Annotated in this window: 20 protein-coding genes; 11 read left to right on the top strand and 9 right to left on the bottom strand. The window is 63.1% G+C overall.

Translation table 11 applies throughout. The annotated features are described in order from the left end of the window. Position 1: 1 nt before the first annotated feature. The 8 genes from CKW25_RS10815 (at position 2) to CKW25_RS10850 (ending at position 11,468) form a co-directional block, all read left to right on the top strand. Complete coding sequence (locus tag CKW25_RS10815; protein WP_095079167.1) at positions 2-946, top strand: DUF58 domain-containing protein; 945 nt, start codon at positions 2-4, stop codon at positions 944-946. Beyond that, complete coding sequence (locus CKW25_RS10820; RefSeq protein WP_095079168.1) at positions 943-1,437, top strand: DUF4381 domain-containing protein; 495 nt, start codon at positions 943-945, stop codon at positions 1,435-1,437. Before CKW25_RS10815 ends, CKW25_RS10820 begins: the two co-directional genes overlap by 4 nt. Then, positions 1,430-2,506: a VWA domain-containing protein gene (locus CKW25_RS10825; RefSeq protein WP_095079169.1), complete on the top strand. Its 1,077-nt coding sequence runs from the start codon at positions 1,430-1,432 to the stop codon at positions 2,504-2,506. The genes CKW25_RS10820 and CKW25_RS10825 overlap by 8 nt, the downstream gene beginning before the upstream one ends. After that, on the top strand, positions 2,503-4,260 hold the full coding sequence (locus CKW25_RS10830; protein WP_095079170.1) for a VWA domain-containing protein: 1,758 nt from the start codon (positions 2,503-2,505) through the stop codon (positions 4,258-4,260). Before CKW25_RS10825 ends, CKW25_RS10830 begins: the two co-directional genes overlap by 4 nt. Next, positions 4,257-5,897, top strand: coding sequence for a BatD family protein (locus CKW25_RS10835; RefSeq protein ID WP_095079171.1), 1,641 nt, complete (start codon positions 4,257-4,259; stop codon positions 5,895-5,897). The genes CKW25_RS10830 and CKW25_RS10835 overlap by 4 nt, the downstream gene beginning before the upstream one ends. Positions 5,898-5,977: 80 nt before the next feature. Next, positions 5,978-7,222 (top strand): exonuclease SbcCD subunit D C-terminal domain-containing protein, encoded by a 1,245-nt coding sequence (locus CKW25_RS10840; protein ID WP_095079172.1) that lies wholly within the window; start codon positions 5,978-5,980, stop codon positions 7,220-7,222. Continuing rightward, on the top strand, positions 7,219-10,860 hold the full coding sequence (locus tag CKW25_RS10845; protein ID WP_095079173.1) for an SbcC/MukB-like Walker B domain-containing protein: 3,642 nt from the start codon (positions 7,219-7,221) through the stop codon (positions 10,858-10,860). Before CKW25_RS10840 ends, CKW25_RS10845 begins: the two co-directional genes overlap by 4 nt. Continuing rightward, positions 10,857-11,468 (top strand): glutathione S-transferase, encoded by a 612-nt coding sequence (locus tag CKW25_RS10850; RefSeq protein ID WP_095079174.1) that lies wholly within the window; start codon positions 10,857-10,859, stop codon positions 11,466-11,468. The genes CKW25_RS10845 and CKW25_RS10850 overlap by 4 nt, the downstream gene beginning before the upstream one ends. A gap of 136 nt (positions 11,469-11,604) precedes the next feature. Here CKW25_RS10850 and CKW25_RS27005 read toward each other — a convergent pair whose 3' ends face one another. The 6 genes from CKW25_RS27005 to CKW25_RS10875 all read right to left on the bottom strand — a co-directional run bounded on the left by CKW25_RS27005 (position 11,605) and on the right by CKW25_RS10875 (position 14,301). Then, positions 11,605-11,862: a hypothetical protein gene (locus tag CKW25_RS27005; protein WP_095079175.1), complete on the bottom strand. Its 258-nt coding sequence runs from the start codon at positions 11,860-11,862 to the stop codon at positions 11,605-11,607. Beyond that, entirely contained in the window at positions 11,859-12,071 is a 213-nt protein-coding gene (locus CKW25_RS10860) for a hypothetical protein (protein ID WP_095079176.1), read from the bottom strand. Before CKW25_RS10860 ends, CKW25_RS27005 begins: the two co-directional genes overlap by 4 nt. 115 nt (positions 12,072-12,186) lie before the next feature. After that, on the bottom strand, positions 12,187-12,312 hold the full coding sequence (locus CKW25_RS27010; protein ID WP_256577957.1) for a hypothetical protein: 126 nt from the start codon (positions 12,310-12,312) through the stop codon (positions 12,187-12,189). A gap of 194 nt (positions 12,313-12,506) precedes the next feature. After that, the gene (locus tag CKW25_RS10865) at positions 12,507-12,686 is read right to left on the bottom strand and encodes a hypothetical protein (RefSeq protein ID WP_095079177.1); all 180 of its coding nucleotides are present in this window, start codon (positions 12,684-12,686) and stop codon (positions 12,507-12,509) included. A 156-nt stretch (positions 12,687-12,842) separates the two neighbouring features. Beyond that, positions 12,843-14,012 (bottom strand): lactonase family protein, encoded by a 1,170-nt coding sequence (locus CKW25_RS10870; RefSeq protein ID WP_095079178.1) that lies wholly within the window; start codon positions 14,010-14,012, stop codon positions 12,843-12,845. After that, positions 14,005-14,301: a DUF5629 family protein gene (locus CKW25_RS10875; RefSeq protein WP_095079179.1), complete on the bottom strand. Its 297-nt coding sequence runs from the start codon at positions 14,299-14,301 to the stop codon at positions 14,005-14,007. The genes CKW25_RS10870 and CKW25_RS10875 overlap by 8 nt, the downstream gene beginning before the upstream one ends. 163 nt (positions 14,302-14,464) lie before the next feature. Here CKW25_RS10875 and CKW25_RS10880 point away from each other — a divergent pair, with 163 nt between their 5' ends. Further along, entirely contained in the window at positions 14,465-19,357 is a 4,893-nt protein-coding gene (locus CKW25_RS10880; RefSeq protein WP_095079180.1) for a dermonecrotic toxin domain-containing protein, read from the top strand. A 133-nt stretch (positions 19,358-19,490) separates the two neighbouring features. On the opposite strand, the gene CKW25_RS10885 is transcribed toward CKW25_RS10880, so the two are convergent. Both CKW25_RS10885 and CKW25_RS10890 read right to left on the bottom strand, forming a co-directional pair. Next, positions 19,491-21,866 carry an RND family transporter gene (locus CKW25_RS10885; protein WP_095079181.1) on the bottom strand — a complete coding sequence of 792 codons (2,376 nt, stop codon included), beginning with the start codon at positions 21,864-21,866 and terminating at the stop codon, positions 19,491-19,493. Between the two features lie 32 nt (positions 21,867-21,898). Beyond that, complete coding sequence (locus CKW25_RS10890; RefSeq protein ID WP_095079182.1) at positions 21,899-22,951, bottom strand: YCF48-related protein; 1,053 nt, start codon at positions 22,949-22,951, stop codon at positions 21,899-21,901. Between the two features lie 1,121 nt (positions 22,952-24,072). On the opposite strand from CKW25_RS10890, the gene CKW25_RS10900 reads away from it, so the two are divergent. Continuing rightward, positions 24,073-24,756 carry a response regulator transcription factor gene (locus tag CKW25_RS10900; protein ID WP_095079184.1) on the top strand — a complete coding sequence of 228 codons (684 nt, stop codon included), beginning with the start codon at positions 24,073-24,075 and terminating at the stop codon, positions 24,754-24,756. Beyond that, positions 24,734-26,131, top strand: a complete 1,398-nt coding sequence (locus CKW25_RS10905; protein WP_095079185.1) for a HAMP domain-containing sensor histidine kinase — start codon at positions 24,734-24,736, stop codon at positions 26,129-26,131. Before CKW25_RS10900 ends, CKW25_RS10905 begins: the two co-directional genes overlap by 23 nt. Here the strand turns inward: CKW25_RS10905 and CKW25_RS10910 are convergent. Then, entirely contained in the window at positions 26,121-26,336 is a 216-nt protein-coding gene (locus CKW25_RS10910) for a hypothetical protein (protein WP_143497291.1), read from the bottom strand. The genes CKW25_RS10905 and CKW25_RS10910 overlap by 11 nt on opposite strands. Positions 26,337-26,514 lie beyond the last annotated feature (178 nt).

A 26,514-nucleotide genomic window follows, 5' to 3' on the forward strand; every position in this document is an offset into this window, starting at 1 on the left:
GATGACCACAGCCTCCGCGCCCGAACCGGGCATCCGCGTCAGCCTGTCGGAGCTGATCGAGATGCGCCATCGCGTGCGCGAAGTGCAGTTGTTTTCCACACCAAGCCAGCGCAGCCCGCTGATTGGCCTGCACCACTCCAAGCTGCGCGGACGTGGGGTGGACTTCGACCAGGTACGGGTCTACCAGGCCGGCGACGATGTGCGCACCATCGACTGGCGCGTCACCGCACGCACCCAGGAACCCCACACCAAGCTGTTCCACGAAGAGCGCGAGCGGCCGATCTTCATCATGGTCGAGCAGAGCCGGCGCTTGTTCTTTGGCTCGGGGCTGATGTTCAAGTCGGTCCTGGCCGCGCAAGCCGCGAGCCTGATCGGCTGGGCGGCCCTGGGACATAACGACCGGGTCGGCGGGCTGGTGTACGGCGACAACCAGCACTACGAAATCAAACCCCGGCGCAGCAAGCAAAGCCTGCTGCAGTTGCTCAACCGCCTGGTGCGCGTCAACCAGTCGCTCGGCACCGACGGTGAGCCCGCCGGCGATGACTTGGGCATGGCCCTGCGGCGCGCCCGTGAAGTGCTGCGCCCCGGCAGCCTGGTCATCGTGATCTGCGACGAGCGTGCCCTGTCGGACGGGGCCGAGCAGCAACTGAGCCTGTTGTCGCGCCACTGCGACCTGCTGTTGCTTCCCTTGTCCGACCCGCTGGACCACGCCCTGCCCGCTGCCGGCCTGCTGCGCTTTGCCGAGCGCGGCGCCCAGCTTGAACTCGATACGCTGAACTTCGAGTTGCGCCAGAGCTATCGCGCCCAGGCCGAAGCCCGCATCGCCCGCTGGGAGCTGCTGGCGCAAAAACTGCGGGTCCTGTTGATGCCCCTGAGCACCCAGAGCGAAATGGTCGAACAACTGCGCGGATACCTGAACCCGCAACGTCCGGGGAAAAGCCAATGAGCGACCTTGCGCAACTGCAACCGTTGATGACGCCACCACCGATCCCCTTCTGGCCTCCGGCGCCAGGCTGGTGGTTGCTGATGATTCTGTTGCCCGCGCTCGGGTTCGGCCTATGGAAACTGCGCCATTGGCTTCCCGTGAAACGCCACGTCGTGCGTGCCGAGATTCCGCTGGACCCCCTGCGTGTCGCGGCGTTGGCCGAGTTGGCGCAAATGCCCAAGCCCTACGACGGCGCACCGGCCGGTGCCTGGCTGCAGCAGCTCAACGGGCTGCTCAAGCGCCTGTGCCGCAATGACTACCCCTACAGCCAGAGCCACACCCTCAACGGGCGCAAATGGCTGGCCTTTCTCGACAACCGTTGCCCGGCCGCCGGCCTGACCCGCTGGATGATTCTGGTGGAGGGCGCCTACAAGCCCGAATGCAAACTGGATGACAAGGCCATCGCCGGCTTGACCCAGGCTGTCGACACCTGGATTCGCAAACATGTTTGAGTTCGCCTGGCCGTGGATCTTCGCCCTGTTGCCGCTGCCGTGGTTGATGCGCGTTGTACTGCCGGCCGCCGACAGCGGCGAACCCTCGCTCAAGGTCAGCTTCCTGAGCGACCTCGAAGGCCTGGCCCGGCGTCGCGCCCGGGCCAATCTGCCCGCCTGGCGTCAACAGGCGCCGTTCATCCTGCTCTGGTTGTTGCTGCTGACCGCCACTGCTCGCCCGCAATGGCTGGGCGAGCCGCTGCCGATCGCCGCCAGCGGGCGCGACCTGCTGGTGGCCGTCGATGTCTCGGGCTCCATGGACTTTCCCGACATGCACTGGCAAGGCGAAGAGGTCAGTCGCCTGTCGCTGGTCCAGCACCTGCTGGGGGATTTTCTGGAGCAACGCGATGGCGACCGGATCGGCCTGATCCTGTTCGGCAGCCAGGCTTATCTGCAGGCGCCCTTGACCTTCGACCGACGTACCGTGCGGGTCTGGCTCGACGAAGCGCGGATCGGCATCGCCGGCAAGAACACCGCCATCGGTGATGCCATCGGCCTGGCGCTCAAACGCCTGCGCCAGCGTCCGGCGCAGAGTCGCGTGTTGATCCTGGTCACGGACGGCGCCAACAACGGCGGCGAAATCGACCCGCTCACGGCGGCGCGCCTGGCCGCCGAGGAAGGCGTGAAGATCTACCCCATCGGCATTGGCGCCGACCCGGAAGAAGCCGGCACCCTGGGTTTCCTGGGTGTCAATCCAAGCCTGGACCTCGACGAACCCACACTCAAGGCGATCGCCGAGGTCACCGGTGGGCGCTACTTCCGCGCCCGTGACGCGCCAGAGCTGGAAGCAATCAAGCACACCCTCGATCAACTGGAACCGGTCAACCAGCAACCGACCCAGGCTCGCCCGGCCCAGGCGCTGTACAACTGGCCGCTGGCCGCGGCCTTGCTGATGAGCCTGTTGCTGGTGGTCCGCGAGCGCTGGCCGGATAACCCGCTGCAACGGTTTTTCACCAAGGAGCATTTTCTGCAACAGCACCCTGACTGGCGCCAGCGGCTCCAGCGCCTGCGCCTGCGGAGGCGTCGATGATCGAGCTCTGGCCGCACTGGTTTCGTCCCTGGTGGCTGCTGTTGTTGCCCGTGCTCGGCTGGTTGCTGTGGCAACTGTGGCACCGACAGAAGCGCGCGGGCCGCTGGCAGATGATCCTGCCTCCAGCCTTCCATGCCACCCTGCTCAGCGGCGGCAACGGCCGCGAAAGCAAGTCGCCGTGGATTGCCCTGGGCCTGGCCTGGGTGCTGGCGGTAGTGGCCTTGCTGGGACCCAGCTGGCAACGGCTTGAGCAGGCCGCACAGAAACCCGCCGACCCGTTGGTGGTGCTGCTGGAGTTGACCCCGCAAATGCTCGCCACCGACGTAGCGCCCACACGCCTTGAACAGGCGCGACGCAAGCTGCTCGACCTGTTGCAGTCCCGCAGCGATGCGCAAACGGCAATCGTGGTGTTTTCAGGCAGCGCCCACATCCTGGTGCCACTGTCGGATGACCTGAGCACCAGCCGCAACCTGCTTGAGGCGCTCAAGCCATCGATCATGCCCGAAACCGGTCATCGCGCCGACCTGGCCGTGGCCAAGGCCCTGACACTATTGGAGCGCGGCGCCCTTGGCCAGGGGCGGATCCTGCTGATCGGCTCATCCCTGGGCGAACAGGAACGCCTGGGCATTCGCCAGGCCTTGCGTGGCCGCGCGCCGCAGTGGCTGATGCTGGGGATCGGCACCGCACAAGGCGCACCAGTCACCGCCGAAGACGGCAGCTTTCTCAAGGACGAACAGGGTGCGATTCTGGTGCCTCGCCTCGACAGCCCGGGCCTGAAAGCCTTTGCCAATGAACTGGACGGACGTTACCGGCAAGCGCGGGTAGACGACAGCGACCTGCGCGGCCTGGGCCTGCTGGATGCGCCCCACAGCCTGCGCGAGGATGGCCAGACCTTGCGCCTGGATACCTGGGCCGACCAGGGCTATTGGTTGCTGCTGCCGCTGTTGCTGCTGGCCGCCTGCGCCGGGCGGCGGGGCTGGTTGCTGTGTCTGCCGCTGCTGTTGCTGCTGCCGCAACCGAGCTACGCCTTTGGTTTCAGTGATCTCTGGTTGCGCCCGGACCAACAGGGCCTGAACCTGCTCAAGCAACAACAGCCCGCCGAAGCCGCCAGGCATTTCCAGGACCCGCAATGGCAAGGTGTGGCGCTCTATGAGGCCGGTGAGTACCCCGCGGCGGCCGAGCGCTTCGCCCAGGGCAACGACGCTCGCGCACACTACAATCGCGGTAACGCACTGGCCAGGAGCGGCGAGCTGGAAGCGGCGCTGGATGCCTACGAGCAAGCCCTGGAGCAGCAACCGGACCTGCGCCCGGCCCTGACCAACAAGGCGCTGGTGCAAGCCCTGATCAAACAAAGCGCACCGGTGCCTCCAGAGGCGCCGGAGAATTCCGCGGACGGGCAACCGGCACAGACCGAATCGACGCCGCCACCTAGTGCTACAAGCGAGCCGGCGCCGGGTGTCGAGCAACAGTCCGCCGCGCCAACCCCGCCCGCCTCCGACATCGCCGAGGGCGAGGCCGCAGCGACCACCGACAAGCCGCCGCAACCGGGCGATAATGAAGTGCCGGGCAGCGAACTGGGGGACGAACAAACCACCACGCCGCCTCTGCGCAGCGCCGACGCCAACTTCGACGGCGAGCACCGCGAGGCCCTTGAACAATGGCTGCGAAAAATCCCGGATGAACCGGGTGAACTGCTCAGGCGCAAGTTCTGGTACGAACAGCAACAACATCAGGATCAGGGAAAAACTCGATGACCCGCTTCACCGCACTAATGCTCGGCCTGTTTCTCTGGCCCCTGGGCGCCCAGGCTGCCGGCTTGGTCGCCAGCGTCGATCGCAGCCACCTGAGCTCCGGAGAGACGGTCGAGCTGACCCTGGAATCCAGCGACGTCACCCAGTTCGGCAAACCCGACCTGAGTGCCCTCGAGCCCCTGTTCGAGGTGCGTGGCACCCGGCAGGTCAACCAGCTCAATACCCTCAATGGCGAAAACCACGCCACCACCCGCTGGATCATCACCCTGCTGCCCAGACAGAATGGCACCGTGGTGATTGCGCCGTTGCAACTGGGCGAGTTCAGCAGCGAACCCATCGAATTGCAGGTGATGCCTAGCCAGACCCAGGACACGCCCGACAAGCTGGCACCGGTGTTCATCGAATCCAGCCTTGATCAGGACGCCGTGTACGTGCAGGCCCAGGCGATCCTGACCCTGCGCATCTACCATTCGGTGTCGCTGTACGATGACAGCAGCGTCACGCCCTTGCAGATTCCCGATGCCCGTATCGAACCCCTGGGCGAATCGCGGACCTATGAAAAGGTCATCAACGACCTGCGTCATGGCGTGATCGAATTGCGCTACGGGATTTACCCGCAACACAGTGGCGAGCTGACGATTCCGGCACAGATTTTCAGCGCCACCCTGGTCGATGCCCAACCCGCCCAGGACGCCACGGGCCAAGGCCCGAAGTCGGGCAAGCTGATGCGCGTGAGCTCCAGCGAAACGACGTTGACGGTCAAGGCCAAACCCATTGAGTACCCGCTGGATACACCCTGGCTCCCGGCCCGCGGCCTGAGCCTTGGCGAAAGCTGGAACCCGGAGCCCGATCACAGCCAGGTCGGCGATTCACTGACGCGCAGCCTGACCCTCAAGGTCGAAGGCCTTGCCAGCTCGCAGCTTCCACCCTTGCCGGCGACTGACGTCAGCGGCTTGCGGCGTTATCCCGACCAGCCTCAACTGAGCAATCAGACCAGCGACCGCGGGCTGATCGGCAGCCGCGAGGACCGCGAAGCGCTGGTGCCGACCCACAGCGGCACAATCGACTTGCCGGCCGTGGAAGTGGTCTGGTGGAACACCCTTGAGGACCGCCTGGAACGCAGCAGCTTGCCGCCACGCACCCTCAACATCGTCAATAATCCCAGCCTGATGGTCGACACGCCGGCAGGCAACGCTCCGGTCTCGACCGCCGTCGACGCCGAGACGCTGTGGTACTGGAAACTCAGTACCCTGATCCTCGCCTGCACCACCTTGCTCGGCTTCGGCCTGTGGTGGCGTGCGCGCTGGCAACCGGCGATTCTGCGCGCAGCCCAGACCGGTCCCAGCCCGCGCACCCTGCTTGACGATATCAAGCGTGCCAGCCAGGCCAACGACCCACAGGCCACCCGCCAGGCGCTGGATGCCTGGGCCCGCCAGCAACCGGAAACCCTGGCCGACATGGCCGCGCGCTTCGTGCCGCTGTCCGATGCCCTGGACGGCCTGAACGGCGCGCTCTACAGCGAAACCGGACAGTACTGGCAAGGTGAAGACCTGTGGCGCGCCATACGTGCCATCCCGGCCTCCGAACGAGTCCAGGCCCCGGTCGGCGACAGCAGCCTGCCGCCGCTGTACCCCAAGTAACCCCGGACACCCCGTGCAGCGGCCGGCAAGCCGACTGCTGCACGGCCGACTTTTCACTTATCGATTGAGCGGAGTTTGCCTTGCGTCTGTTTCACACCTCCGACTGGCACCTTGGGCAAAACCTGCATGGCCAGGAACGCGACTTCGAACACGCATGCTTCCTTGAGTGGCTGCTGCGGCAACTGGCGCAGGCACAGCCCGACGTACTGCTGATTGCCGGCGATATCTTCGACACGGTGAACCCACCGGTCAAAGCCCAGGAACGCCTGTATGACTTCATCGTCAGCGCTCACGAGCAACAACCGACGCTGACCATCGTGATGATTGCCGGTAACCACGACTCCGGCTCGCGCATCGAGTTGCCCGCGCCGCTGATGCGTCGCTTGCGCACCCACGCGTTGGGCCGGGTCTTGTGGCTGGATGACGGGCAACTGGACGCTGAACGCCTGCTGATTCCACTGCCCGACGCCTCAGGCGACATCGCCGGCTGGTGCCTGGCGCTGCCGTTCCTGCGGCCCGCCGAAGTCACCGGGGCCCACCTGGGCGATGACTACCTGCGCGGCATCGGCCAGGTGCATGAATGGCTGATCGAGGCCGCCAATGCCAAGCGCCAGCCGGGCCAGGCACTGATCGCCATCAGCCATGCACACATGGCCGGCGGCTCGGTGTCCGAGGACTCCGAGCGCAGCCTGATCATCGGCAACGCCGAAGCGTTGCCCGCCAGCCTGTTCGGCCCGAGCATCAGCTACGTCGCCCTGGGCCACCTGCACAAGCCGCAGAAGGTCAATGGCGAGGAGCGCATTCGCTACTGCGGCTCACCGATTCCGCTGTCGTTTTCCGAGATCAACTACCCCCACCAGATTCTCGACATCACCCTGGAGGGCGAGACACTGGTCAGCGTCGAGCCGCGCCTGATCCCCCGGGCCGTGGAACTGCAACGTCTCGGCCCGGCGCCGCTGAGTGAAATTCTCGCGCAACTGGCGCAACTAGCGGACATCGACCTGCTGGCCGACATCCAGCGCCAGCCCTGGCTCGAAGTTCGGGTACGCCTGGACGAACCGCAACCGGACCTGCGCCAGCAAATCGAAACCGCGCTGCAAGGCAAGGCCGTGCGCCTGGTACGCATCGCCGCCGAATACGCAGGTGCCGGCGGGCGGGACGCCAGCGACGACAGCGGCCAGTTGATTGAACTGGATCAATTGACCCCACAGGAACTGTTCAGCCGCGCCTGGCTGGACAACTACGGCAGTGCGGTCGACGAACAGACCCTCAACGACTTTGCCCGGTTGCTGCAAGACGTTCAGCAGGAGTGCGAACAGCCATGAAGATCCTCGCGATCCGCCTGAAGAACCTCGCCTCCCTGGCAGGCCCCTTCGAGATCGACTTCACCGCCGAACCGCTGGCCAGTGCCGGCCTGTTCGCCATCACCGGACCCACCGGCGCCGGCAAAAGCACCCTGCTCGATGCCTTGTGCCTGGCGCTGTTTGGCGCGGTACCGCGGCTGAACAACACCGGGCGTGACGCCAAGGTGCCGGATGCCGACGGCGAGATTGCCACGGGCGACCCGCGCACCCTGCTGCGACGCGGCACCGGCGAGGGCTATGCCGAGGTGGATTTCCACGGAATCGACGGCCGCCGCTATCGCGCACGCTGGGAAGCCAATCGCGCCCGGGAAAAGGCCAACGGCAAACTGCAGGCCAGCCGCCAGAGCCTGCGCGACCTGGACACCGACCAACTGCTGGCCAGCCAGAAAGGCGAATACAAGAGCCAGCTCGAAGCCGTGCTGGGCCTGAATTTCGAACAGTTCACCCGTGCGGTGATGCTGGCCCAGAGCGAGTTCAGCGCCTTCCTCAAGGCCGATGACAACGACCGCAGCGAGCTGCTGGAAAAGCTCACCGACACCGCGCTCTATACCCGCCTGGGCAAGCGTGCGTTCGACAAGGCCAAGGAAACCCGCGAAGCCCACAAGCTCCTGCAAGACCAGGCCAGCGGCATCACGCCACTGGAACCCGAAGCGCGCGCCGAACTCGACCAACGCTTCAACGACGCCCGACAACAGCTCAGCACCCAACAAGCCCAACTCAAGCAGCTGGAGCAACAAAACACCTGGCTCAAGGAACTGCAGTCGTTGCAGGACCAGCAACAGGCGGGTGCCGAGCAGCTACAGCGGGCACAACAGTCATGGGCGGCACAGGCCAGCGAGCGCCTGGACCTGACGCGCCTGGAACACCTGGCGCCACAGCGTCACCTGTTCGCCCGACACGCCGAACTCACGGCGCAACTGAGCCCGCTGGCGATGCTGATCCAGCAACACCATCAACAGCACAACGAACGGCAACAGCAGCAGACGCAGCTGGAACAGGGCCTGGAGGCGGCCAGAACCGCACTGACCCAGGCCCAGGACCAACACAGCAACAACGCCCCGCTGCTGCGTCAGGCCTTCGAAGAACAGAGCAACCTGGCGCGCCTGAACCAGGCCATCAGCACGGCGACCGAACTCAAGCACAACGCCGAACAGGCCAGCCTTGAAGGTCAACAGACCATCACCGGGCTGCAGGATCAGCAACAACGGGTGGCCGAACGCCTGGCGAACATGGCCACGCAGCTGGAGCACAGCCTGCACCTGGCACCGGTCAGCGATGCCTGGAGCGTTCATCGCGAACGCTTGCAACAACTGATGCTGGTGGGCAATCGCCTGAAACACGGCCAGGCCGAACTGCTAGGGCTTGAGCAACGGGCAGCGGACAGCGCCAGGCAACTGGACGAGCAGCGCAAACAGCTGGAGTTGCTGTACCGCGAGGCCGGGGCGGAACCCGAGGCGGTGGCCGAGCAGATACAGATCCTCGGCAGCCTGTTGCAAGACAACCGCAAACAGCAACGCGCCATCGAAGAACTGGCACGGTTGTGGGCCAGCCAGCAGGACCTCGACCATCGCGGCCAAGCCCTGCAACAACGCCTGCACAGCGTGCACGGCGAGCGCGAGCATCTGACCCGCGAAGGCGTGCAGGCCAGGGCCGAGCTGACGCTGGCCGAGCAGACCTTGAAGGTCACGCAGGAGTTACTGGAACGTCAGCGCCTGGCGCGCAGTGCCAGCGTCGAAGAATTGCGCGGACAGTTGCAGGACGATCAGCCCTGCCCGGTCTGTGGCAGCGTCGAGCATCCTTATCATCAGCCCGAAGCCTTGCTGCAAAGCCTGGGTCGGCACGATGAAAGCGAACAGGCCAACGCGCAGCAAGCCGTAGACTTGCTCAAGGAAAAACTCGCCGACCTGCGTACCGAAGTGGGCGGGCGGATTGCCCAGCAAAAAGAGCTGCTGCAACAACAGGAACAGCTCGCCACTCAACTGTACAGCCTGACGCCCATCCTTGAAGCCCATCCGCTGGCCGCATCCTTGCTGGCCCAGGACGCAGGCAAGCGCGACGCCTGGCCGACGCAACAAAACGCGCAGCTGACACAGAACATCGCCCAGGATGAACAACGGCAAAACGCCCTGCTCACCCTGCAGCAAGACGCCGCACGCCTGGCGCAACAACTGCAGGTCGCCGAACAGGCCAGCCAGCAGGCGGCCCAGCAGCTGACGATCCAGCAGCGCGAACTCGGCAACGACAGCCAACGCCTGGAAGAAGAACTCAAGGCCTTCAGCGCCCTGCTCCCGGCCCCCACCCTTGAAGGCTTGCGCAATGAGCCCGGCGCGACTTTCATGCAGCTCGACCAGCACGTTGCCCAACGCCTGGAGCACCTGGCGCTGCAACGCGAAGAGCTCGGCGAGCAGCAACAACGTCAACAAACCCTCGAGAAAGAACAGGACCGCCAGCTCACGCGCGGCCAACAACTGGAAGCGGCGCAACAGCAATTCAACGCACTCGCCGAGCAGCAACACAGCGCCGGACAGACGCTGGCGCACCTGCTGGGTGAGCAACCAAGCGCCGAACACTGGCAACAGCAGCTCGACCTTGGCGTTGAACAGGCGCGCCAGGCGCAAGCCTCAGCCAACCAGCAATTGCAGGAAGTGCGCAACCAACTGATCCAACTGGCTACCGAACTGAAAGCCGAGCAACAACGTCAGCAGGCACTGCAAGCGCAAAGCCTGGAGTCGGGAAGCAAGATCGCCGACTGGCGCGCCCTGCATCCGGAACTGGACGACGCGGGCCTGGAACACCTGCTGGCGTTCAGCGACGAACAGGTCAGCCAGTTGCGCCAACAGCTGCAACTGAGCGAGAAAGCCGTCGAGCAAGCCGGGGTGTTGGTGCAGGAGCGTGAAAAACGCCTGCAAGACCATCAGGCCCAGCACAATGGCAACCTTGCGCACGAGCAGTTGGCCCAGGCACTGCTTGAGCTTCAGGCCCAGGCCGGGATCAGCGAACAGCTGTGCGCCGAACTGCGCGCGCAGCAAGCCGAGGATCAACGGCGCCAGGAGGCCAATCAGGCGCTGGCGCAACGCATCAATGAGGCCTACAGCGAGTGGCAACGCTGGGCTCGACTCAATGCCCTGATCGGCTCGGCCACCGGTGATACGTTCCGCAAGATTGCCCAGGCCTACAACCTCGACCTGCTGGTACATCACGCCAACGCCCAGTTGCGCCAGCTGGTGCGACGCTACCGGCTCAAGCGCGGTGGCAGCATGCTCGGCCTGCTGGTGATGGACACCGAGATGGGCGACGAGCTGCGCTCGGTGCACTCACTGTCCGGTGGCGAAACCTTCCTCGTCTCGCTGGCGCTGGCGCTAGGCCTGGCGTCGATGGCCTCGAGCACGCTGAAAATCGAGTCGTTGTTCATCGATGAAGGCTTCGGCAGCCTCGACCCCGAGTCCCTGCAACTGGCGATGGACGCCCTCGACGGCTTGCAGGCGCAAGGCCGCAAAGTCGCGGTGATCTCCCACGTCCAGGAGATGCACGAACGGATTCCGGTGCAGATCCAGGTGCGCCGCCAAGGCAATGGACTCAGTACCCTGGAGGTCAAATGAGCACGCCGACGCTCTACTCCTTCCGCCGCTGCCCCTACGCCATGCGTGCGCGCATGGCCCTGCGTTACAGCGCCGTGGAGGTGCACATCGTCGAGGTCAGCCTCAAGGCCAAGCCGCCGCAGATGCTCGCACTGTCGAGCAAGGGCACGGTGCCGGTGTTGAGCCTGGATGGCCGGGTGATCGACGAGAGCCTGGAGATCATGCGCTGGGCACTGGACCAGCATGATCCCCAGGACTGGTTGCTCAAGGACAACCCGGCCGCGCAACAACTGGCAGCGGCGCTGATCGAAGAAAACGATCAGGTGTTCAAGCTGCATCTCAATCGCTACAAGTATGCCGAGCGTTACCCGGAGCACTCGATGGAGCACTACCGCACCGAGGGCGAGGGGTTCTTGCGCACGCTCGACGGGTTGCTGCAACAGCAGCGGTTTTTGCTGGCCGACCATTTGAGCCTGGCGGACGTCGCGCTGGCGCCGTTCATACGCCAGTTCGCCCATGTCGACCGTGACTGGTTTGCGCAGACGCCGTATCGGTATCTGCAGGCGTGGCTGGAGGGGATCCTGGCGTCAGCCTTGTTCAGCGCCGTGATGGCTAAAAACCCGGGGTAACCCACGCCAACCTTTGTAGGAGGTAGGAGCGAGCGCGCTCGCGAAGGTCGTCAACGATAACGTGTGCAGCCTGACACCCCATGGCGCTCTCAGGTTCATCGCGAGCACGCTCGCTCCTACAACGCGGCATTGAGGGTTAAGCCAGGGCGCTACACATTTTCAACGACTGACAATTCACCTGAAACGGCCCCGGAATCGGCGACCTGGATCTGCAGGGAGGATTCCCCGCCAACAATCCCTGCGCCTTGGCCGTTTCGATGTTGCGGGCGATGTTGTGATTGCACTCGATGGCCCGCGCCAGCGAGCCCGCCGAGGCCTGGCCGACGCCGAGCAGTGCAGCGCCATGGGTCAAGAATGCCAGGAAGGCCACGACCCAGAGCTTGCGGCCTCTCATAGCACCAGCGCTTGCGCAACGTCGGTTGAATCAAGGCTTGCACTGTGGGTGCGATGCTCGAACTGGATAGAGGGGTATGCGACCTCTACCGGCGCCTGAATGTCCCGTTGCGATTGAGTCGACAGGCTGACGACCAGGACCATGGCCACGTACACACCGATGGCAACGTAGGCGCCGTGCTTGGCAGAAGTAAGAAGGGTGCTGGCCATGGGGTTCTCCGTGGGCATGTTTCAGTGCCCACAGAATCAATCAATCAAGCAGCTATGAATAGTGACCTTTATCCATAGTAGCTATCAGTTAAATTGATCGATCAACTCACTTACGTCAGTCGTGCAACAGGCTCATCAAGCGTTGGCGTGACGCTTCAGGCTCGTCTTCGACAGACTGTGCCGCGGAGAGAATCGGGGTCGAGTAGAGAAACAGCAGAACCACAGCCAGACGCATTGCCATGTCGTCGATCCTTGGGAAAGATTGAGTCAATTTATTAGCGTCAAATTTAAACACATAGCCATGTGCCATTACTCGATTTTTTTACATCAGGTGCGCGATTTGTCGCAAATGCGTGATGCAGGCGCGACATCACTTTCGTCCGGGGACGGATCCAGTGACTTCGCGCCTGCATCCCGTTGGCCGGGGTTGGATGTTCAGTGTTGGATCTTGTGATCCAGCGCGGCGTAGAAGTTGGCGCTCTGTTGCAGGTACTTCTGGGTATAGGTGTGGGAGCCGGATTTTTTCGAGCTGATCTCCACGCTGGCACTGGCCGGCAGTGCAACGCTGGCGGAGATGGCGGACGCGGCGATCACGGAGAAGAGATTGAAGTTCATGGCGGTAACCCTCGTATTCAGTTGGCGTGCTTGCCTGTGTAGGCCGTGAAGCAAACGTACGCCCAAGGGTTATCGCGCTTGAAATCTTTTGCAGCAGTAGCGGATATCACTGCGATTAATAGAACCGTAGAGGCCCCGGCAGGCGGGGCCTGCGGTTTATTGTTGGCGGAAGAAGCGGATATCGCTGGGGGCGTCGAACGGCACTTTTTGCACGGTTTTGCCCAACAGCCCAGTGTTCACATCCCGTTCAATGACGACGACCTGGTTGCTCTTCTGGTTGGCTACCAGCACAAATCTGCCGCTCGGATCGAGGCTGAACTCACGAGGGTGATCGCCGTCTGCCGCGCGCCGTTGCAGCGCCTTGAGCTCACCGCTGAGCGGGTCGATGGCAAACACCAGCAATTCATTGGCAGTGCCACGGTTGCTGACATACAGGAACTTACCGTCCGTTGATGCATGCAGCGCCGCGGCGGCTTTCCTGGCAGCCGGTTGCCCCGCCGCCAGATCCACCAGCTGGCGCTGGGTCAACTGGCCGGCCTGATAGTCGAACACCGCCACTTGCGCACTCATTTCCAGGGTCAGGTATGCGTGCTTGCCATCACCGCTGAACAACAGATGACGAGGCCCGCTACCCGCCGGCAACGACACCGAGGCCGGTGTGGCGGCAATCAGCGGTCGCTGCGGATTGGCCTTGGGGTCGTAGCGGTAGACAAACACCTTGTCGGCCCCCAGGTCACTGGAGAACACGTACTGACCGTCAGGCGACGACACCGTCGAGTGAACGTGAGCCGACATCTGCCGCTCGGGATTGACCCGGCTCGCGGGATGGCTGCTCAGTTGCACGACCGGCTCCAACCGGCCTTCGGCGTTGACCGGCAATACCGCCAGGCTGCCGCCCGGGTCTTCGGCCACCGAGTAGTTGCTGACGAACAGATACTGGCCGTCCGCACTCAGGCTTGAATGGGTCGGCTCGTTGCCCAGGCTCTGCACCTGGTTGATCAGGCTCAGTCGACGGGTCTTGGGCTCAATCGAAAAACTACTGACCCGCCCTACCGGATCGGCTTGCCCCGGTCCGTTTTCGTTGACCACGAACAGCTGGCGCTGGTCGCTGGACACTGTCAGCCACGATGGGTTGGCACTCTTGACCACCTGCAGGGGGGTGGCATTGAGCTGGCCGCTCTGGCTGTCGAACTGCAGTCGGTAGATACCCTGGCTCTGGCCCTGGGTGTAGCTGCCGAGCAACAGGTCATGCAACTCGGCGGGCGCCGCCTGCACGCCCATCGCCCCCAGGCTGCCGGCCATCAACAAGGGCCAGACGTTACGCATCCTCACGCTCGTCGTCTTCGTCGTTGGCACCGCTGAACGCGCTCAGGCACACCAGGCGGTGTTCGCCGGAATCACCGGTGATGGTCCAGCTTTGCAAGGTGGCATCGAATACCGCCGCCTGCACCTGGGCCAGGTTGAACACCCAACGCTTGGCCGCGCGGCCGTCCATGCATTCGATGTGCAACTGGTCGTCCTCGTCCAGCGAGAAGTCAAAGGCGTGCAGGCCATCGATTTCCAGCATGTCACAGGTTTCGAGGGCGTTGAGCAAGGTCTCGGTAGCAGCAGTCATCACAATCCATCATCAGTGGCAAAGACGCTGATGATAGGCCAATCCCCCGCGTCTTTCCCCTCTTGCATGCGTCAGCGGTAACGGACTACCGCACTTGCCCCGGACAGCCTTGCGATCCTTTGGGACGAAATCACACCTCCCACACCACAGAACGGAATCTGATATGCCGATCATTCCATCGACACCTGAGCCGGGCACCCGCCAGGCACTCACCCTGTTCCCCAACCGCGGCAACGTCCTTGCCCACGCCGTTGCCCGCCAGTTTGCCAGCCGACCGACCTTGCGCCAGGTGGTCGCGCAGGTCTTGCACGAGCGCATCCTGAAGCAGTACCCGCCCCTGTCCCTGGACCTGAGCGAGGCCAAACTCGCCACGCCCAATCAACACGGTGGCTGGGACCTCAAGCTATTGACGGATGTCGCCCTCGATTACCTGGCCAACGACACACCACTGAACTTTACCGTTAGCGTCGATGAGCGCCGTTGCTTCCTGACCCAGCAGGTGCCCAGGCGCCTGACCTATGAGGCCAATGGCAGCAAAGAGCCGGACATGGCGCTTATCGAGCGCGTGGTGGCGGACCTGGCCGGCACCCTGAGCATCGAGTACCAGGACGCACTCACGGTCTACTGGAATCTGCCAGGCGACACCGGCGTCAGCCGCTGGCAATGGCTGGGCGACCTGCTGGCCAGCAACCTGAGCAACGCTGCGAGTCTACTGGCGCCACAGCACCGGCCATCGCGGAGGGTCCTTGATGCGTTGACTCGCCACCCGGATCGTCGCGACCGCGAGGCGCTGCCTCATCCTGACGGCTTCGTGCATGCCTACTGCCTTGAAACCAGTGTAATCCGTGACGGTGCGACCATCCGCCTGCTGGCTCCCGACCTGCTCGTGGTACAGGCCAACCACATCCTGCTGTGCAAGGTCTCGGGCAGTATCGAGTCTTATCCGTCCATGGAAGCGTTCACCCAGGACTGGGGCGCGCACCTCGCACGCCAGGTACGGGCGGACCGCATCATCGTCAAACGTTACGAACCCGACGGCAATATTTTCGATACCCAGGCCGCGTTACTGCTCAATCACCAACTGGACGAACTCGACGCCATCCGCTTGCCGGCCAGCCAGGGCGAGCCGGCGTTGCAAAGGCTGTTCACGGCCGCCACCAACCCGGCCCCCTACTTTATCGACGCCCCGGTGCCCGATCAGCAACACCGTGCCAAGATCGAATCGACACTGCCGCAATGGCTGCTCCATGCCAGTCCCCGCGACCGCTTTGCCTATCGCCTGGAGACGGTGGAGTTGGCGCGTCTGCAGCGGACAACGGCGGGCGCCTCGTTTCTCGACGGCATCGAGAGCTTGCAGGCCTTCACCACCCGCACCTTGCGCGAGCTCATGCGCCAGGACCACCCCGACGCCACCTGCGAGCCGGACGATCTGGAATTGACCTTCCACGTGCCAGTCGGCGACCTGGGTAGCGGCTATCTCGTCCCGGTGTCCATGAGCCTGACCGAGTTGGCTATCAAGAACCTCGCCAGCGCGCCCCACGGTCGCCTGAGCGTTCGCGACAAGACTGGAAAACCCTTGCCCGGGTGGCTGACCGCTGACTACCTTCTGGGTGAAAAGGGCCTGTTCAGCAGCACCGTAGGCCTGATTGGCCGAGCCAACATCGGCGAACGCTATCCGCAGAAAATCAACGAGCTGTTGCTCGCCAATAACGCCGAGTCGCAACGACGCGAAGCCTTGTTCGGCGAGGAGCTGAAGGTACGCCTGCCCCTGCAGGCCCTGGAACACAGTATCCGTGCGCAACAGGGCTTTACGTTCCAGGGTTACCGCCACCTCAAGGCCTTGATGCACACCCGTGCCGCCGACCGCGTGGTTGACGATCAGGACATCGTGATTCGTCCTCTGGCGTTCACCCGCCAGCCCGGCGCGCCGGCAGATACCGTCAACAACATGTTCATCGTCGAACCGCGCGATACCGGGATCGGCCCGCATATTCTCTATCGACCGCTGTATCAGGATGGCTTGCGCCAGTTCCCGACACGTGCCGCGCTGCTACAGGCGATCACCCTACCTGGAGCGCTACAGGACAGCGTCCTCAGCTGGTTGCCAGACAAAGCCCGGCCGGTCTACAGCCACAATGGCTTTGCCAGCCCGCATATCCTGCGCTTCGGCCAGGGCGACGACACCGTTGTGTGGACGGCTCCCGCCCCCGCACAATTGGCGGGGGACAACAACGGCAGCGAGGTTCCGGACTCTCTGACGCAGTGGCTGGCCAGCGGCCGGTTGACCCAGTACCTGTACGGCAGCAATGCCCGGACCCTGGTGGATCTGGCCGACCGGGAGTCGGTGTCCAATGCCGAAAGCCGCTGGGCGATCCTGATGGAGGGTGGCTGGCTGTTGTTCAATGCCGTGCTCATGCCCCTGCTGCGCGGGCCCGCCATGGTGGTCGGCTGGATGCTGCAGTTGACCCTGAGCCTCAAACAGGACATTGCCGGGCTGGACAGTGATGACTCAACCACTCGAGAGCTGGCCTGGGTCGATCTGCTGCTCAACATCGGGCTGATGGTGTTGCACAGCGCGTCACGGGAACATCCGGCCATTGAACCCGCAACACTTGAGCCCGTTGCTGAACTGCCGCTGGTCCTGGCCTCGTTGCGTCGACCGGCAACCGATACCGAGGCTCGGCCAACGGCAACCATCGAACAGGGATCGGTCGGCCTACCTTCAGAGCCTCCCGCCGGCGACCACACCCTGGTCGACTTTATCCAGTCAAACGCCCGAGACGCGTCCAGCCGTCGACTGCTCGACGCCCTGCAAGCGCTCAGTGTCGCTTGGCCGGTGCCACCCCCCACCCCCGTGGAAATCGGTCTCTTCAAAGGCCTGTATCGCATTGACAACCGCTGGCACGCCGCGGTGGCCGGGTTACTGTTCCGTGTCAGCATCGTTCCCGGGTTTGCCGAGGTGTTCATCATCCATCCGGAAAAACCCTTGCACCCGGGATTCAAGCTCAGGACCGATGGGCAGGGCCATTGGACCCTGGACCAGGGACTGAAACTGCAAGGAGGTGGACGGGACCAGCGCAAATCAGCCAAAGAGCTGGCGATAGCGAACAAACGTACGCTGGCATTGGCTGAACTCAACCGGATCGAAGACGCGCTGAACGCCCAAGTCGATCAGGCCAACCCGTTGCTCAGGGAGGTGGCGGTCGCCAGTCTGGTGAGCACACGCGTACGCAATCAGCTGAAAGACCTGCTAAGCAACCTGGGCAATGCACCTGACGACGAGGCCCTGATCGCCGAGCACGCGGCCAAAATGGTCCAGGGCGCCAGGGCCAGGCTGAATCTCCAGGTGGTCCTGGAAAAATCCCGGGCCGTTGTCGATCGGGTGATCGAAATACGTCGCGACCTGATAAAAGCCTACCCGCAGATGAAGGAAGCCGATGGCAAGTTTGATGCCGAGACCAAATCCATCGCGCAATACCTGCAGATCCTGGCCGCCTACGAGGTTCGAGCCCTTGAGCAGGCAAGCGTCTACGTGGCGTCCTTTACTTCCGAACGGGGTCAACCGCTGGCAGACATGTATGAAGCGATCCACGACGAAGCGTCGGCCAGGGTTGTCCATGAACTCGTGGAGACCAACTTCGCCGCCGCCGAACACTATGCGCAGGCCGTCATGGCCTTCGAAGCCGCGCTGGAAGAAATGACCCAGCACTGCAAGACCGGCCCGGCACAGCGCGTCAAATTCCTCGATGCAAACCCCAAGCGTAAAAACTACACACGACTCAGTACGACCCTGGAGACACTCGATGCTCTCGTCGAACTGAGCCTCGAACCCATCCCCCAGGCGACCACACCGCAGGAGGAGTACTTCCTGACACTCCACGTAAACCGCAAGACCTCGTTGTATGCCATGAAGGACTCCCACCTGGAGTTGCTCAGCAGCGAAGGGTTCAGCGTCTCGGAGCGCAAGGAGGTGCTGGCTAACCTGATCGAGCATTACAACCAGTACATTCAGACCAGCCGCGCACTGGTGGAGCTGGATTCCAACAGAGTCCACCCACGCTACATGCCTTTGTTGATCGAACGCCTGGATTGGGTGCGCAGCAGCGCCGAGGCCGAATTGGCGGCGGTCTTGCGCGAAGACGAGCACCTGACCCCGCCCGCAACTGTCGTCACTTCCCCGCCCACCGCACCCCGCTCCAGACGCGTCTTCAAATCCCGGGACAAGGGCGCCCTGGTGGGCGACCTGCTGCCTCCGGAGGCTGGGAGCACGTTCCCGACCATCGTCACCCGAAACCCCATCACCGAGGAGATCAGCGCGCGCTTCATGGAGCATCCCGACGAAGGCTGGGTGGAAATCGTCGAGGCAAAACCAACGCCACCGGCACCAAAGCCTCAAGCACGAGCCCTGGCGACCCTGCGCGCGGAAGGCAACCGGCTGATCGATGAAGTCCCCGCCATCGAGAAATCCATCGAGTTCCAGAAAAGGAAACTCGTCGATCCACAACGACGCGATGAACTCAATCCCCGTGACTGGAACGACATGCTCAGCCAACAGGCACAGCGGATCGAAGCGGTGGCCAGCGAAATCGAAAGCAACCACGGGGACAAACATGGCGCGATGCAGAGCGTTCAGCGCTTGCGCCAGGAAGCCCTCGACATCAGGAGCAAAGCCCAACGACATTGCAGCGACGGCTACAAGGCCCAACGCCCCCGCGCAGAAAATATCGACTACCTGCGAGCCCACGGCGCGGTGGATATCGGCCTGGTCCACGGCCCGCAACCCACTGCCGCACAGGACTACGTCACGGAGTTCGCCATACGCGAGAAGAACTCGCTCACGGTGTTGTGGTACGCCCACTTCCACTACAGCAGCACCACCAGCGCACCCGAAGCCTACACAGCCGCACACCTCAAACGTCCAGAGCATCGGTTTATAACGTTCAAGGACCTGCTGGCCCAGGCTGGAACGGACAACCGGAAAATCGTCAGGGACCTCTACAGCCCGATCTCCCCACCCCTGGATCGGCGACTGTTCCTGGACCTGCTGCCGGTCTGAGACCCAACAACCTTGATCAACGCGTGATCGGCAACCACCTGGAGGAGCGCGGACCCGCACGGTGGGTACCCTGGACCACAAAGCAGAAGACCGCAGCCTTGGCTGCGGTCTTCTGTGTCCTTGGAGCGCTGGATCAGTGAGCGAACAGCGAGTTGCCCTTCTGCCCGGCCAGTTTCTCCGGCTTGATCAGGAAACGCGCCAGCGCTGGCAGCAGCCACAGTGCGCCGAACATGTTCCACAGCAGCATGAAGGTCAGCATCAGGCCCATGTCGGCCTGGAACTTGATCGCCGAGAAGATCCAGGTGCACACGCCGATGGCCAGGCACAGGCCGGTGAACAGCACCGCTTTACCCGTGGACTTGAGGGTCTGGTAGTAGGCCTCTTGCAGCGGCAGGCCAGCACGCAGGAAGCTTTCCAGGCGGCTGTAGATGTAGATGCCGTAGTCCACGCCAATCCCCACCCCGAGCGCCACCACCGGCAAGGTCGCGACTTTCACGCCGATGCCCATGAAGGCCATCAGGGCGTTGCCCAGCACCGAGGTCAGGACCAGCGGCAACACAATGCACAAGGTCGCGGCCCAGGAGCGGAAGGTGATCATGCACATGGTGGCCACGCAGATGTACACCAGGATCAGGATGGTCAGTTCCGATTCCTTGATCACTTCGTTGGTGGCCGCTTCGATCCCGGCGTTACCCGCCGCGAGGATGAACTCCAGGCCGTCCTTGTTGTTTTCCTGGGCGAACTCCTGCACCGCATGCACCGCACGGTCGAGGGTCTCGGCCTTGTGATCGTTGAGGAACACCAGCACCGGCGCCAGCGAGCAACTGTTGTTGTACAGGCCATCGGCCCGGGCAATGGAGTTGTTCAGCACATCAGGGTTGCGCGACAGGGTTTCCCATTTCAGGTTGCCCTCGTTCATGCCCTTGATCATCTGCTTGGACACCGTGACCAGCGAGATCGCCGACTGCACGCCCTCGGTGTTCTGCATCTTCCACATCAGCTCGTCGATCGGCGCCATGGCTTCGTAGCGCGAGCAGCCTTCGGACTTGGTCTTGACCATCACCACCAGCACATCGGAGCTGGTGGAGTAGTTGCTGATGATGAAGTTGTTGTCCTGGTTGTAGCGCGAGTCCGGACGCAGCTCCGGCGCCCCCTGGTCGAGGTCACCGATCTTCAGGTTCTTGCTGTACCAGAGGCCGCCACCAAAGGCGACCAGCGCGATGAGGATCGAGACCGGCGCGACTTTCGAGCTGGCAAAATTCGACAGCAGGCGCCAGAACGGGTGTTCACGGGTCGCGTCTTTTTTGCTGCGCTCGATCGCGCGCTTGCTGATGCCGACATAGGAAATCGCCACGGGCAGCAGGATCAGGTTGGTGAACACGATCACGGCCACGCCGATGGACGCGCCAATGGCCAGTTCGCGGATCACCCCGATGTCGATGATCAGCAACGTGATGAAACCCACCGCGTCCGCCAGGATCGCGATCATGCCCGGCAGGAACAACTGACGGAATGTGCGTCGGGCAGCCGTCAGGGCGTTGTCCGCCTCGCTGGACTGCAGGGCGATACCGTTGATCTTCTGCACGCCGTGGGAAATGCCGATGGCGAAAATCAGGAACGGCACCAGCATCGAATACGGGTCCAGGCCGAAGCCGAATGCGTGCATCAGGCCCAGTTGCCAGATCACCGCCACCAGGGTCGTACTCAACACCGCCACCGTACTGCGCAGGCAGTTGGTGAACCACAGCAGCAGGATCAGGGTGATGACGAAGGCCACACCGAAGAACATCACCACCATGATCAGGCCATCGATCAGGTCACCGACTTTCTTGGCGAATCCGACGATGTGGATCTGGACGTTGGGGTTCTGTTGTTCGAACTTGTTGCGGATCTTGTCTTCAAGCTCGTGGGAGAATTTCTGGTAGTCCAGGGCCAGCAGCTTGCCCTGGTCTTCCGGGTCCGGGTAGGACTCCAGCAACGGAATGTCGATGATGCTCGACTTGAAGTCGTTGGACACCAGGCGCCCGACCTGGCCGGACTTGAGCACGTTGTTGCGCAACAGGTCGAGGCTGTCGGCCGAGCCGTTGTAGCTCTGGGGGATCACTTCGCCGCCGGCAAAGCCTTCCTCGGTCACTTCGGTCCAGCGTACGCTCGGGCTCCACAGCGACTTGAGGCCCGAACGGTCGACCCCGGAAATGTAGAACACCTCGTCGTGGATCTGACGCAGGGTCTCCATGTATTCCTTGGAGAAGATGTCACCGTTGGTGGCCTCCACGGAAATACGCACCGTGTTGCCCAGGTTCGCCAGGTCGTTGCGGTGTTCCATCATCTTTTCAATGAAGGGGTGCTGCAGCGGGATCATTTTCTCGAAGCTGGTGGACGGTCGGATCAGCGTCGCCTGCCAGAACAGGAAGATACTCACCGCCAGGCAGATGAAGATCACGGCCGGGCGATTGTTGAAAATCAGGCGCTCGAGAAACGTCGCCTTGTCTTGATGATGACTGCTCATGGAAATCCTCGCCTTCTTGTTATTTGCCCGGCTTACTGGCTCAGCTCGGCGCCATTTGGCGAAGTGACGCGAACGCCGCCCTGTCCTGCCAGAATCAGATTGCCGTTGCCCGCCGCGGTGACGGCCGAAACGGAAATGCGATCCGGTCGGTTGAACACGCTGAAGGTCTGTCCGTCGTCGCTGCTGCGCACCACGCTGCCGCCGTTCCCGACGATCACGATGGAGCCGTCATCGAGCAGGGTGGCGCCCGACAGCCCGAACTCCAGCGCACCGCGAGCAGCCTTGAGTTCAACCGGCTCCCAGGTCGTGCCGAAATCGGTGGACCGGAACAGGTTGCCGCGCAGGCCGTAAGCCAGCAGCGTCGACGGTTGGCGGGTGCCGATCACACCAAAGAGCGAACCCTCGTATGGCCCTTCGACGCGCTCCCAGGTCTGCCCCCAGTCGGCGGAGCGGAACATGCTGCCCTGCTCGCCGACAATGAACAGCCCGGAATCCTTGACCGCGGTGATGGCGTTGAGGTGGTACTGGTCTTCGTTATCGAGGCGGTCACTGGCGTCTTCCCAGTGCTTGCCGCCGTCGCTGGTTTCCAGCACTGCACCGTAGGCACCCACGGCAAAGCCGTTGTTGACGTCCTTGAACCAGACGTCGAGCAACGGCGCTTCGCGTTTCAAATCTTCGAATTGCTTGGTCCAGGTGGTGCCGCCGTCTTCACTGGCGAGGATCTGCGCATCGTGCCCCACGGCCCAGCCGTGCTGGTCATCGACGAAGAACACCGAGGTCAACAGCTGGCGCGTCGGCACCTTGGCCTGGGTCCAGGTGACACCCTGGTCATCGGAATAAAGAATGTGTCCGCGATCACCGACCGCGATCAGGCGTTTGCCGGCGTGCACGACATCCAGCATCAAGCCCTTGGCGGACTTGCCGGACTCGATCGAATAGACCGTGTCGACCGCTGGCGTGGCAACCGCCAGCACAGGCGCCGACAACACGGCCGTACCCAACAGCGAGAGCGCTGTAGCCAGCAACGCGAATCTGCGTAATACCGGCGGGCGGCCAATACCCACACCCATGACAGGCTCACTCATAGACCTTTCCCCCATTATTATTGTTAGGTCATTCAACCTTGCAGGGCGCCGTTCAGGGCGTGCGTCCGATGGCAGATTCGTCGCATAGTGCGCAAACCTGCAATCTAGAGCCCCTTCGGAAGCTGGCCTATCCTATCCAGCTTTCGAAACGTCTGACAATCGACGCCACGTTATCTTTTGTTAACCTGAGGGCCAAGGGTAGGCGCTGAATGACAAGACATCCCATGGCGTGATCAAAAACACACCCAGCAATTGCAGCACCACCACCACCACCACTCAACAGGCCGAGCGTTAGCTCGCCTGCCGCTCTTGATCTTGCTTTGGCTCTGGCTTTTGATCTTGATCCACCCGCCCCATCGGCAGGCCGAGCGCAGGCGTTCATCAGGGGAATGGCGCGCAGCGCCCCTCGACGCCGTCGAGGACATCGCATGGAGGTCGGCGCAGCCGACCGGAGGGCGATGCCCCCTGAGGAATGCCGGAGCCGAGGGAACCCCGAGCCTTGGCGAGGGGCCGGACGCTCGGGGCAAAGCGTTTTTTTGCTTACTTTTTTTAGGCGCTTGTAAAAAAAGTGAGTCGCCGTCGGGCGAAACCATAAGTCGCCGTAACCGCAGCAACGGATATGTACACCGCACCTGCAAGAAAATGGTTGGCTGTCAGGCCGCCTTCGCGGGCAAGCCCGCTCCCACAGGCGTACCTAGGCAAGAGAATGGCCGGCTACCAGACCGCCGTCACGGGCAATCCCGCTCCAACGGGGTACAGGTCCAGCCGTCAATCCGTGCCAAGAACACGGGGCTAGCTGCCGTAGACTTTAGCCGTCGGCACCGCCTCACTCACCAGTTGCCGCACCGCACTCCCCACCTCCCCGACAGCCCAACACCGAACACCTTCGTGGCGAGGGAGCTTGCTCCCGCTGGGCCGCAAAGCGGCCCCGACAAGCCTGTTGCGGTCTGACAGAAAGAACGCGGTGGACGGCTTTGGGGCTGCTGCGCACCCCAGCGGGAGCAAGCTCCCTCGCCACGGGGTTGTGTTCAACCTAACCTGTATGAAAGTTTTTTTAGAAACCTGCCAGGCATTTCTTGGCACACTGGCGCCCATGTTTCATTTTCTTTCAGGCAAACCCCATGACCCGCATCCTGACCATTGAAGACGACGCCGTGACCGCCCGGGAGATCGTGACCGAACTGAGTAGCCATGGCCTGGACGTGGACTGGGTGGCCAATGGTCGCGAGGGCCTGGCGCGCGCGGTCAGCGGCGACTATGACCTGATCACCCTGGACCGCATGCTGCCGGAGCTCGACGGGTTGGCCATTGTCACCACCTTGCGCACCATGGGGGTGTCGACGCCGATTCTGATGATCAGCGCCCTGTCCGATGTCGACGAGCGCGTGCGCGGCTTGCGGGCCGGTGGCGACGACTACCTGACCAAACCCTTTGCCACCGATGAAATGGCCGCCCGGGTCGAAGTCCTGCTGCGGCGCCAGAACACCGTCAAGGACGTGCAAACCCTGCTGCGGGTGGCGGACCTGGAACTGAACCTGATCAGCCGCGAAGCCTCCCGTGCCGGACAGCTGCTGACCCTGCTGCCCACCGAATACAAGTTGCTGGAATTTCTCCTGCGCAACACCGGGCAGATACTCTCGCGGATGATGATCTTCGAGGAAGTCTGGGGCTATCACTTCGACCCCGGCACCAACCTGATCGATGTACACATCGGACGCCTGCGCAAGAAGATCGACCCGCCGGGCCTGCTGCCGCTGATCCGCACCGTGCGAGGCTCGGGCTATGTCATTGCTGAACCCGTCTAACGGCTGGCGCTCGTCCAGCAGCCGCCTGCTGACGCTCTACAGCGCGCTGTTCGTGGTCTGGAGCGGCCTGCTCATGGGGGTGATGTACTACGAGGTGTCGCACTACCTGGACAACCTGGCCCGGCACTCGATGATGCAGCGCCAGCATCTGTTCTCACGCTTTCACGGCATCCAACTGGATGAAGCGCTGATCGCCAGCACCACCTTCGACCAGCGCGGCGTCGATGCCTACGGCTTGTTCGACGAACAGCAACGGCCCTTGCACGGGCTGATCCGACAGATTCCGGCGGGCCTGCCGCTGGACGGCAAGGTGCACGAACTCGACCGTTGCAGCGAACCGGATGACGCCAGCCTGCCGCCGGACAGCTGCGATGCCGTGGCGACCCGCACCCTGGATGGGCGCTGGCTGGTGCTGGCACGCGACAACGGCTCGTTGTTTGCCGTGAACCGGATCATCCTGCATGCACTGCTGTGGGGAGTGTCGCTGACCATCATTCCCGGCATCGCCGGCTGGTACCTGTTGCGCCGTCGCCCGCTGCAACGGATTCGTGCCCTGCAGGCCAGCGCCGAAGCCATTGTCGCCGGTAACCTGAACCACCGCTTGCCGCTGTCGAGCCGCCGTGACGAACTGGACATGCTGGCCGCCATCGTCAACGCCATGCTCGAACGCATCGAGCGCCTGGTCAACGAAGTCAAAGGTGTCTGCGACAACATCGCCCACGACCTGCGTACCCCGCTGACCCGCTTGCGCGCCCAGCTCTACCGCATTCAACAACACGCTGCCGAAGGCTCGAGCGAGGCCGCGCAACTGGACCAGGTGATCGCCGAAACCGACACCTTGATGGCGCGCTTTCGCGGCTTGCTGCGCATTTCCGAACTGGAGGACCAGCAACGCCGCTCGGGTTTTGTGCTGTTCGACCCACTGCCGCTGCTGCAGGAACTGCACGATTTTTACCTGCCGCTGGCCGAGGAAGGCCACTTGAGCTTGAGCCTGCAAGCGCCGCAGGACCTGCCGGCGGTGACCGGCGACCGGGCGCTGATGTTCGAAGCCCTGTCGAACCTGCTGAGCAACTCGATCAAGTTCACCCCGGCGGGCGGCCAGGTGCGGGTACGGGCGAGCAACAACGCCGGCAGCACGCGCATCGAAGTGCTCGACTCCGGCCCCGGTATTGCGGCGGACAAGCGCGCCGCCGTGTTCCAGCGCTTCTACCGTGTCGACGACACTGACAAGCACGGTGGTTTCGGCCTGGGCTTGTCGATTGTCGCGGCCATCGTCAACCTGCACGGTTTCAGCCTGGACGTGGGCAGCAGCGAACTGGGCGGCGCCCGCCTGACGCTCGATTGCTGCCAGCGACTACTGCCCGCTACTGCGTGACACACACCGTTTTGCTGGTGACCCGGGTAACCTCGCCTTCGGCCCTGGCATCGCCCAGCACCTGGGTGTTTTCGGTGCTGCTGCACTCTTTGGTGGGCGGGGCGTGGACCACTACGGGCGGCGGCGGGCTGGCACAACTGCTCAGGGTAGCAGCGCAGAGTCCGAACAACAGGGGCGTGAACGCAGATCTGAACACAGTGTTCATGAGGTAACCTGCCATTACGTTGATTGAACCATCAGAGGCCCGCTCCCGAGGAGCCGACCTGATCAGTAGAGCCACGTGGGTTTCTGATAGTTCAGTCATTGGGCAGACTGACCGCGTTAATTGATCGTGACCCTGCTTGATCGTGACCCTGCTTGATCGGGTCCATGCGACCGGGTCA

Origin of the sequence: Pseudomonas sp. Irchel s3h17, from assembly GCF_900187505.1 — a bacterium.
Lineage (GTDB): Bacteria > Pseudomonadota > Gammaproteobacteria > Pseudomonadales > Pseudomonadaceae > Aquipseudomonas.

What these genes read in the sequence shown, in the direction of transcription:
- CKW25_RS10875 (WP_095079179.1), bottom strand. Translation starts at nt 14,301, where the DNA reads ATGACTGCTGCTACCGAGACCTTGCTCAACGCCCTCGAAACCTGTGAC.
- CKW25_RS10815 (WP_095079167.1), top strand. Translation starts at nt 2, where the DNA reads ATGACCACAGCCTCCGCGCCCGAACCGGGCATCCGCGTCAGCCTGTCG.
- CKW25_RS10900 (WP_095079184.1), top strand. Translation starts at nt 24,073, where the DNA reads ATGACCCGCATCCTGACCATTGAAGACGACGCCGTGACCGCCCGGGAG.
- CKW25_RS10905 (WP_095079185.1), top strand. Translation starts at nt 24,734, where the DNA reads ATGTCATTGCTGAACCCGTCTAACGGCTGGCGCTCGTCCAGCAGCCGC.
- CKW25_RS10910 (WP_143497291.1), bottom strand. Translation starts at nt 26,336, where the DNA reads ATGAACACTGTGTTCAGATCTGCGTTCACGCCCCTGTTGTTCGGACTC.
- CKW25_RS10865 (WP_095079177.1), bottom strand. Translation starts at nt 12,686, where the DNA reads ATGAACTTCAATCTCTTCTCCGTGATCGCCGCGTCCGCCATCTCCGCC.
- CKW25_RS10830 (WP_095079170.1), top strand. Translation starts at nt 2,503, where the DNA reads ATGATCGAGCTCTGGCCGCACTGGTTTCGTCCCTGGTGGCTGCTGTTG.
- CKW25_RS10845 (WP_095079173.1), top strand. Translation starts at nt 7,219, where the DNA reads ATGAAGATCCTCGCGATCCGCCTGAAGAACCTCGCCTCCCTGGCAGGC.
- CKW25_RS10880 (WP_095079180.1), top strand. Translation starts at nt 14,465, where the DNA reads ATGCCGATCATTCCATCGACACCTGAGCCGGGCACCCGCCAGGCACTC.
- CKW25_RS10820 (WP_095079168.1), top strand. Translation starts at nt 943, where the DNA reads ATGAGCGACCTTGCGCAACTGCAACCGTTGATGACGCCACCACCGATC.
- CKW25_RS27005 (WP_095079175.1), bottom strand. Translation starts at nt 11,862, where the DNA reads ATGAGAGGCCGCAAGCTCTGGGTCGTGGCCTTCCTGGCATTCTTGACC.
- CKW25_RS10835 (WP_095079171.1), top strand. Translation starts at nt 4,257, where the DNA reads ATGACCCGCTTCACCGCACTAATGCTCGGCCTGTTTCTCTGGCCCCTG.
- CKW25_RS10860 (WP_095079176.1), bottom strand. Translation starts at nt 12,071, where the DNA reads ATGGCCAGCACCCTTCTTACTTCTGCCAAGCACGGCGCCTACGTTGCC.
- CKW25_RS10885 (WP_095079181.1), bottom strand. Translation starts at nt 21,866, where the DNA reads ATGAGCAGTCATCATCAAGACAAGGCGACGTTTCTCGAGCGCCTGATT.
- CKW25_RS27010 (WP_256577957.1), bottom strand. Translation starts at nt 12,312, where the DNA reads ATGGCAATGCGTCTGGCTGTGGTTCTGCTGTTTCTCTACTCGACCCCG.
- CKW25_RS10850 (WP_095079174.1), top strand. Translation starts at nt 10,857, where the DNA reads ATGAGCACGCCGACGCTCTACTCCTTCCGCCGCTGCCCCTACGCCATG.
- CKW25_RS10825 (WP_095079169.1), top strand. Translation starts at nt 1,430, where the DNA reads ATGTTTGAGTTCGCCTGGCCGTGGATCTTCGCCCTGTTGCCGCTGCCG.
- CKW25_RS10890 (WP_095079182.1), bottom strand. Translation starts at nt 22,951, where the DNA reads ATGAGTGAGCCTGTCATGGGTGTGGGTATTGGCCGCCCGCCGGTATTA.
- CKW25_RS10870 (WP_095079178.1), bottom strand. Translation starts at nt 14,012, where the DNA reads ATGCGTAACGTCTGGCCCTTGTTGATGGCCGGCAGCCTGGGGGCGATG.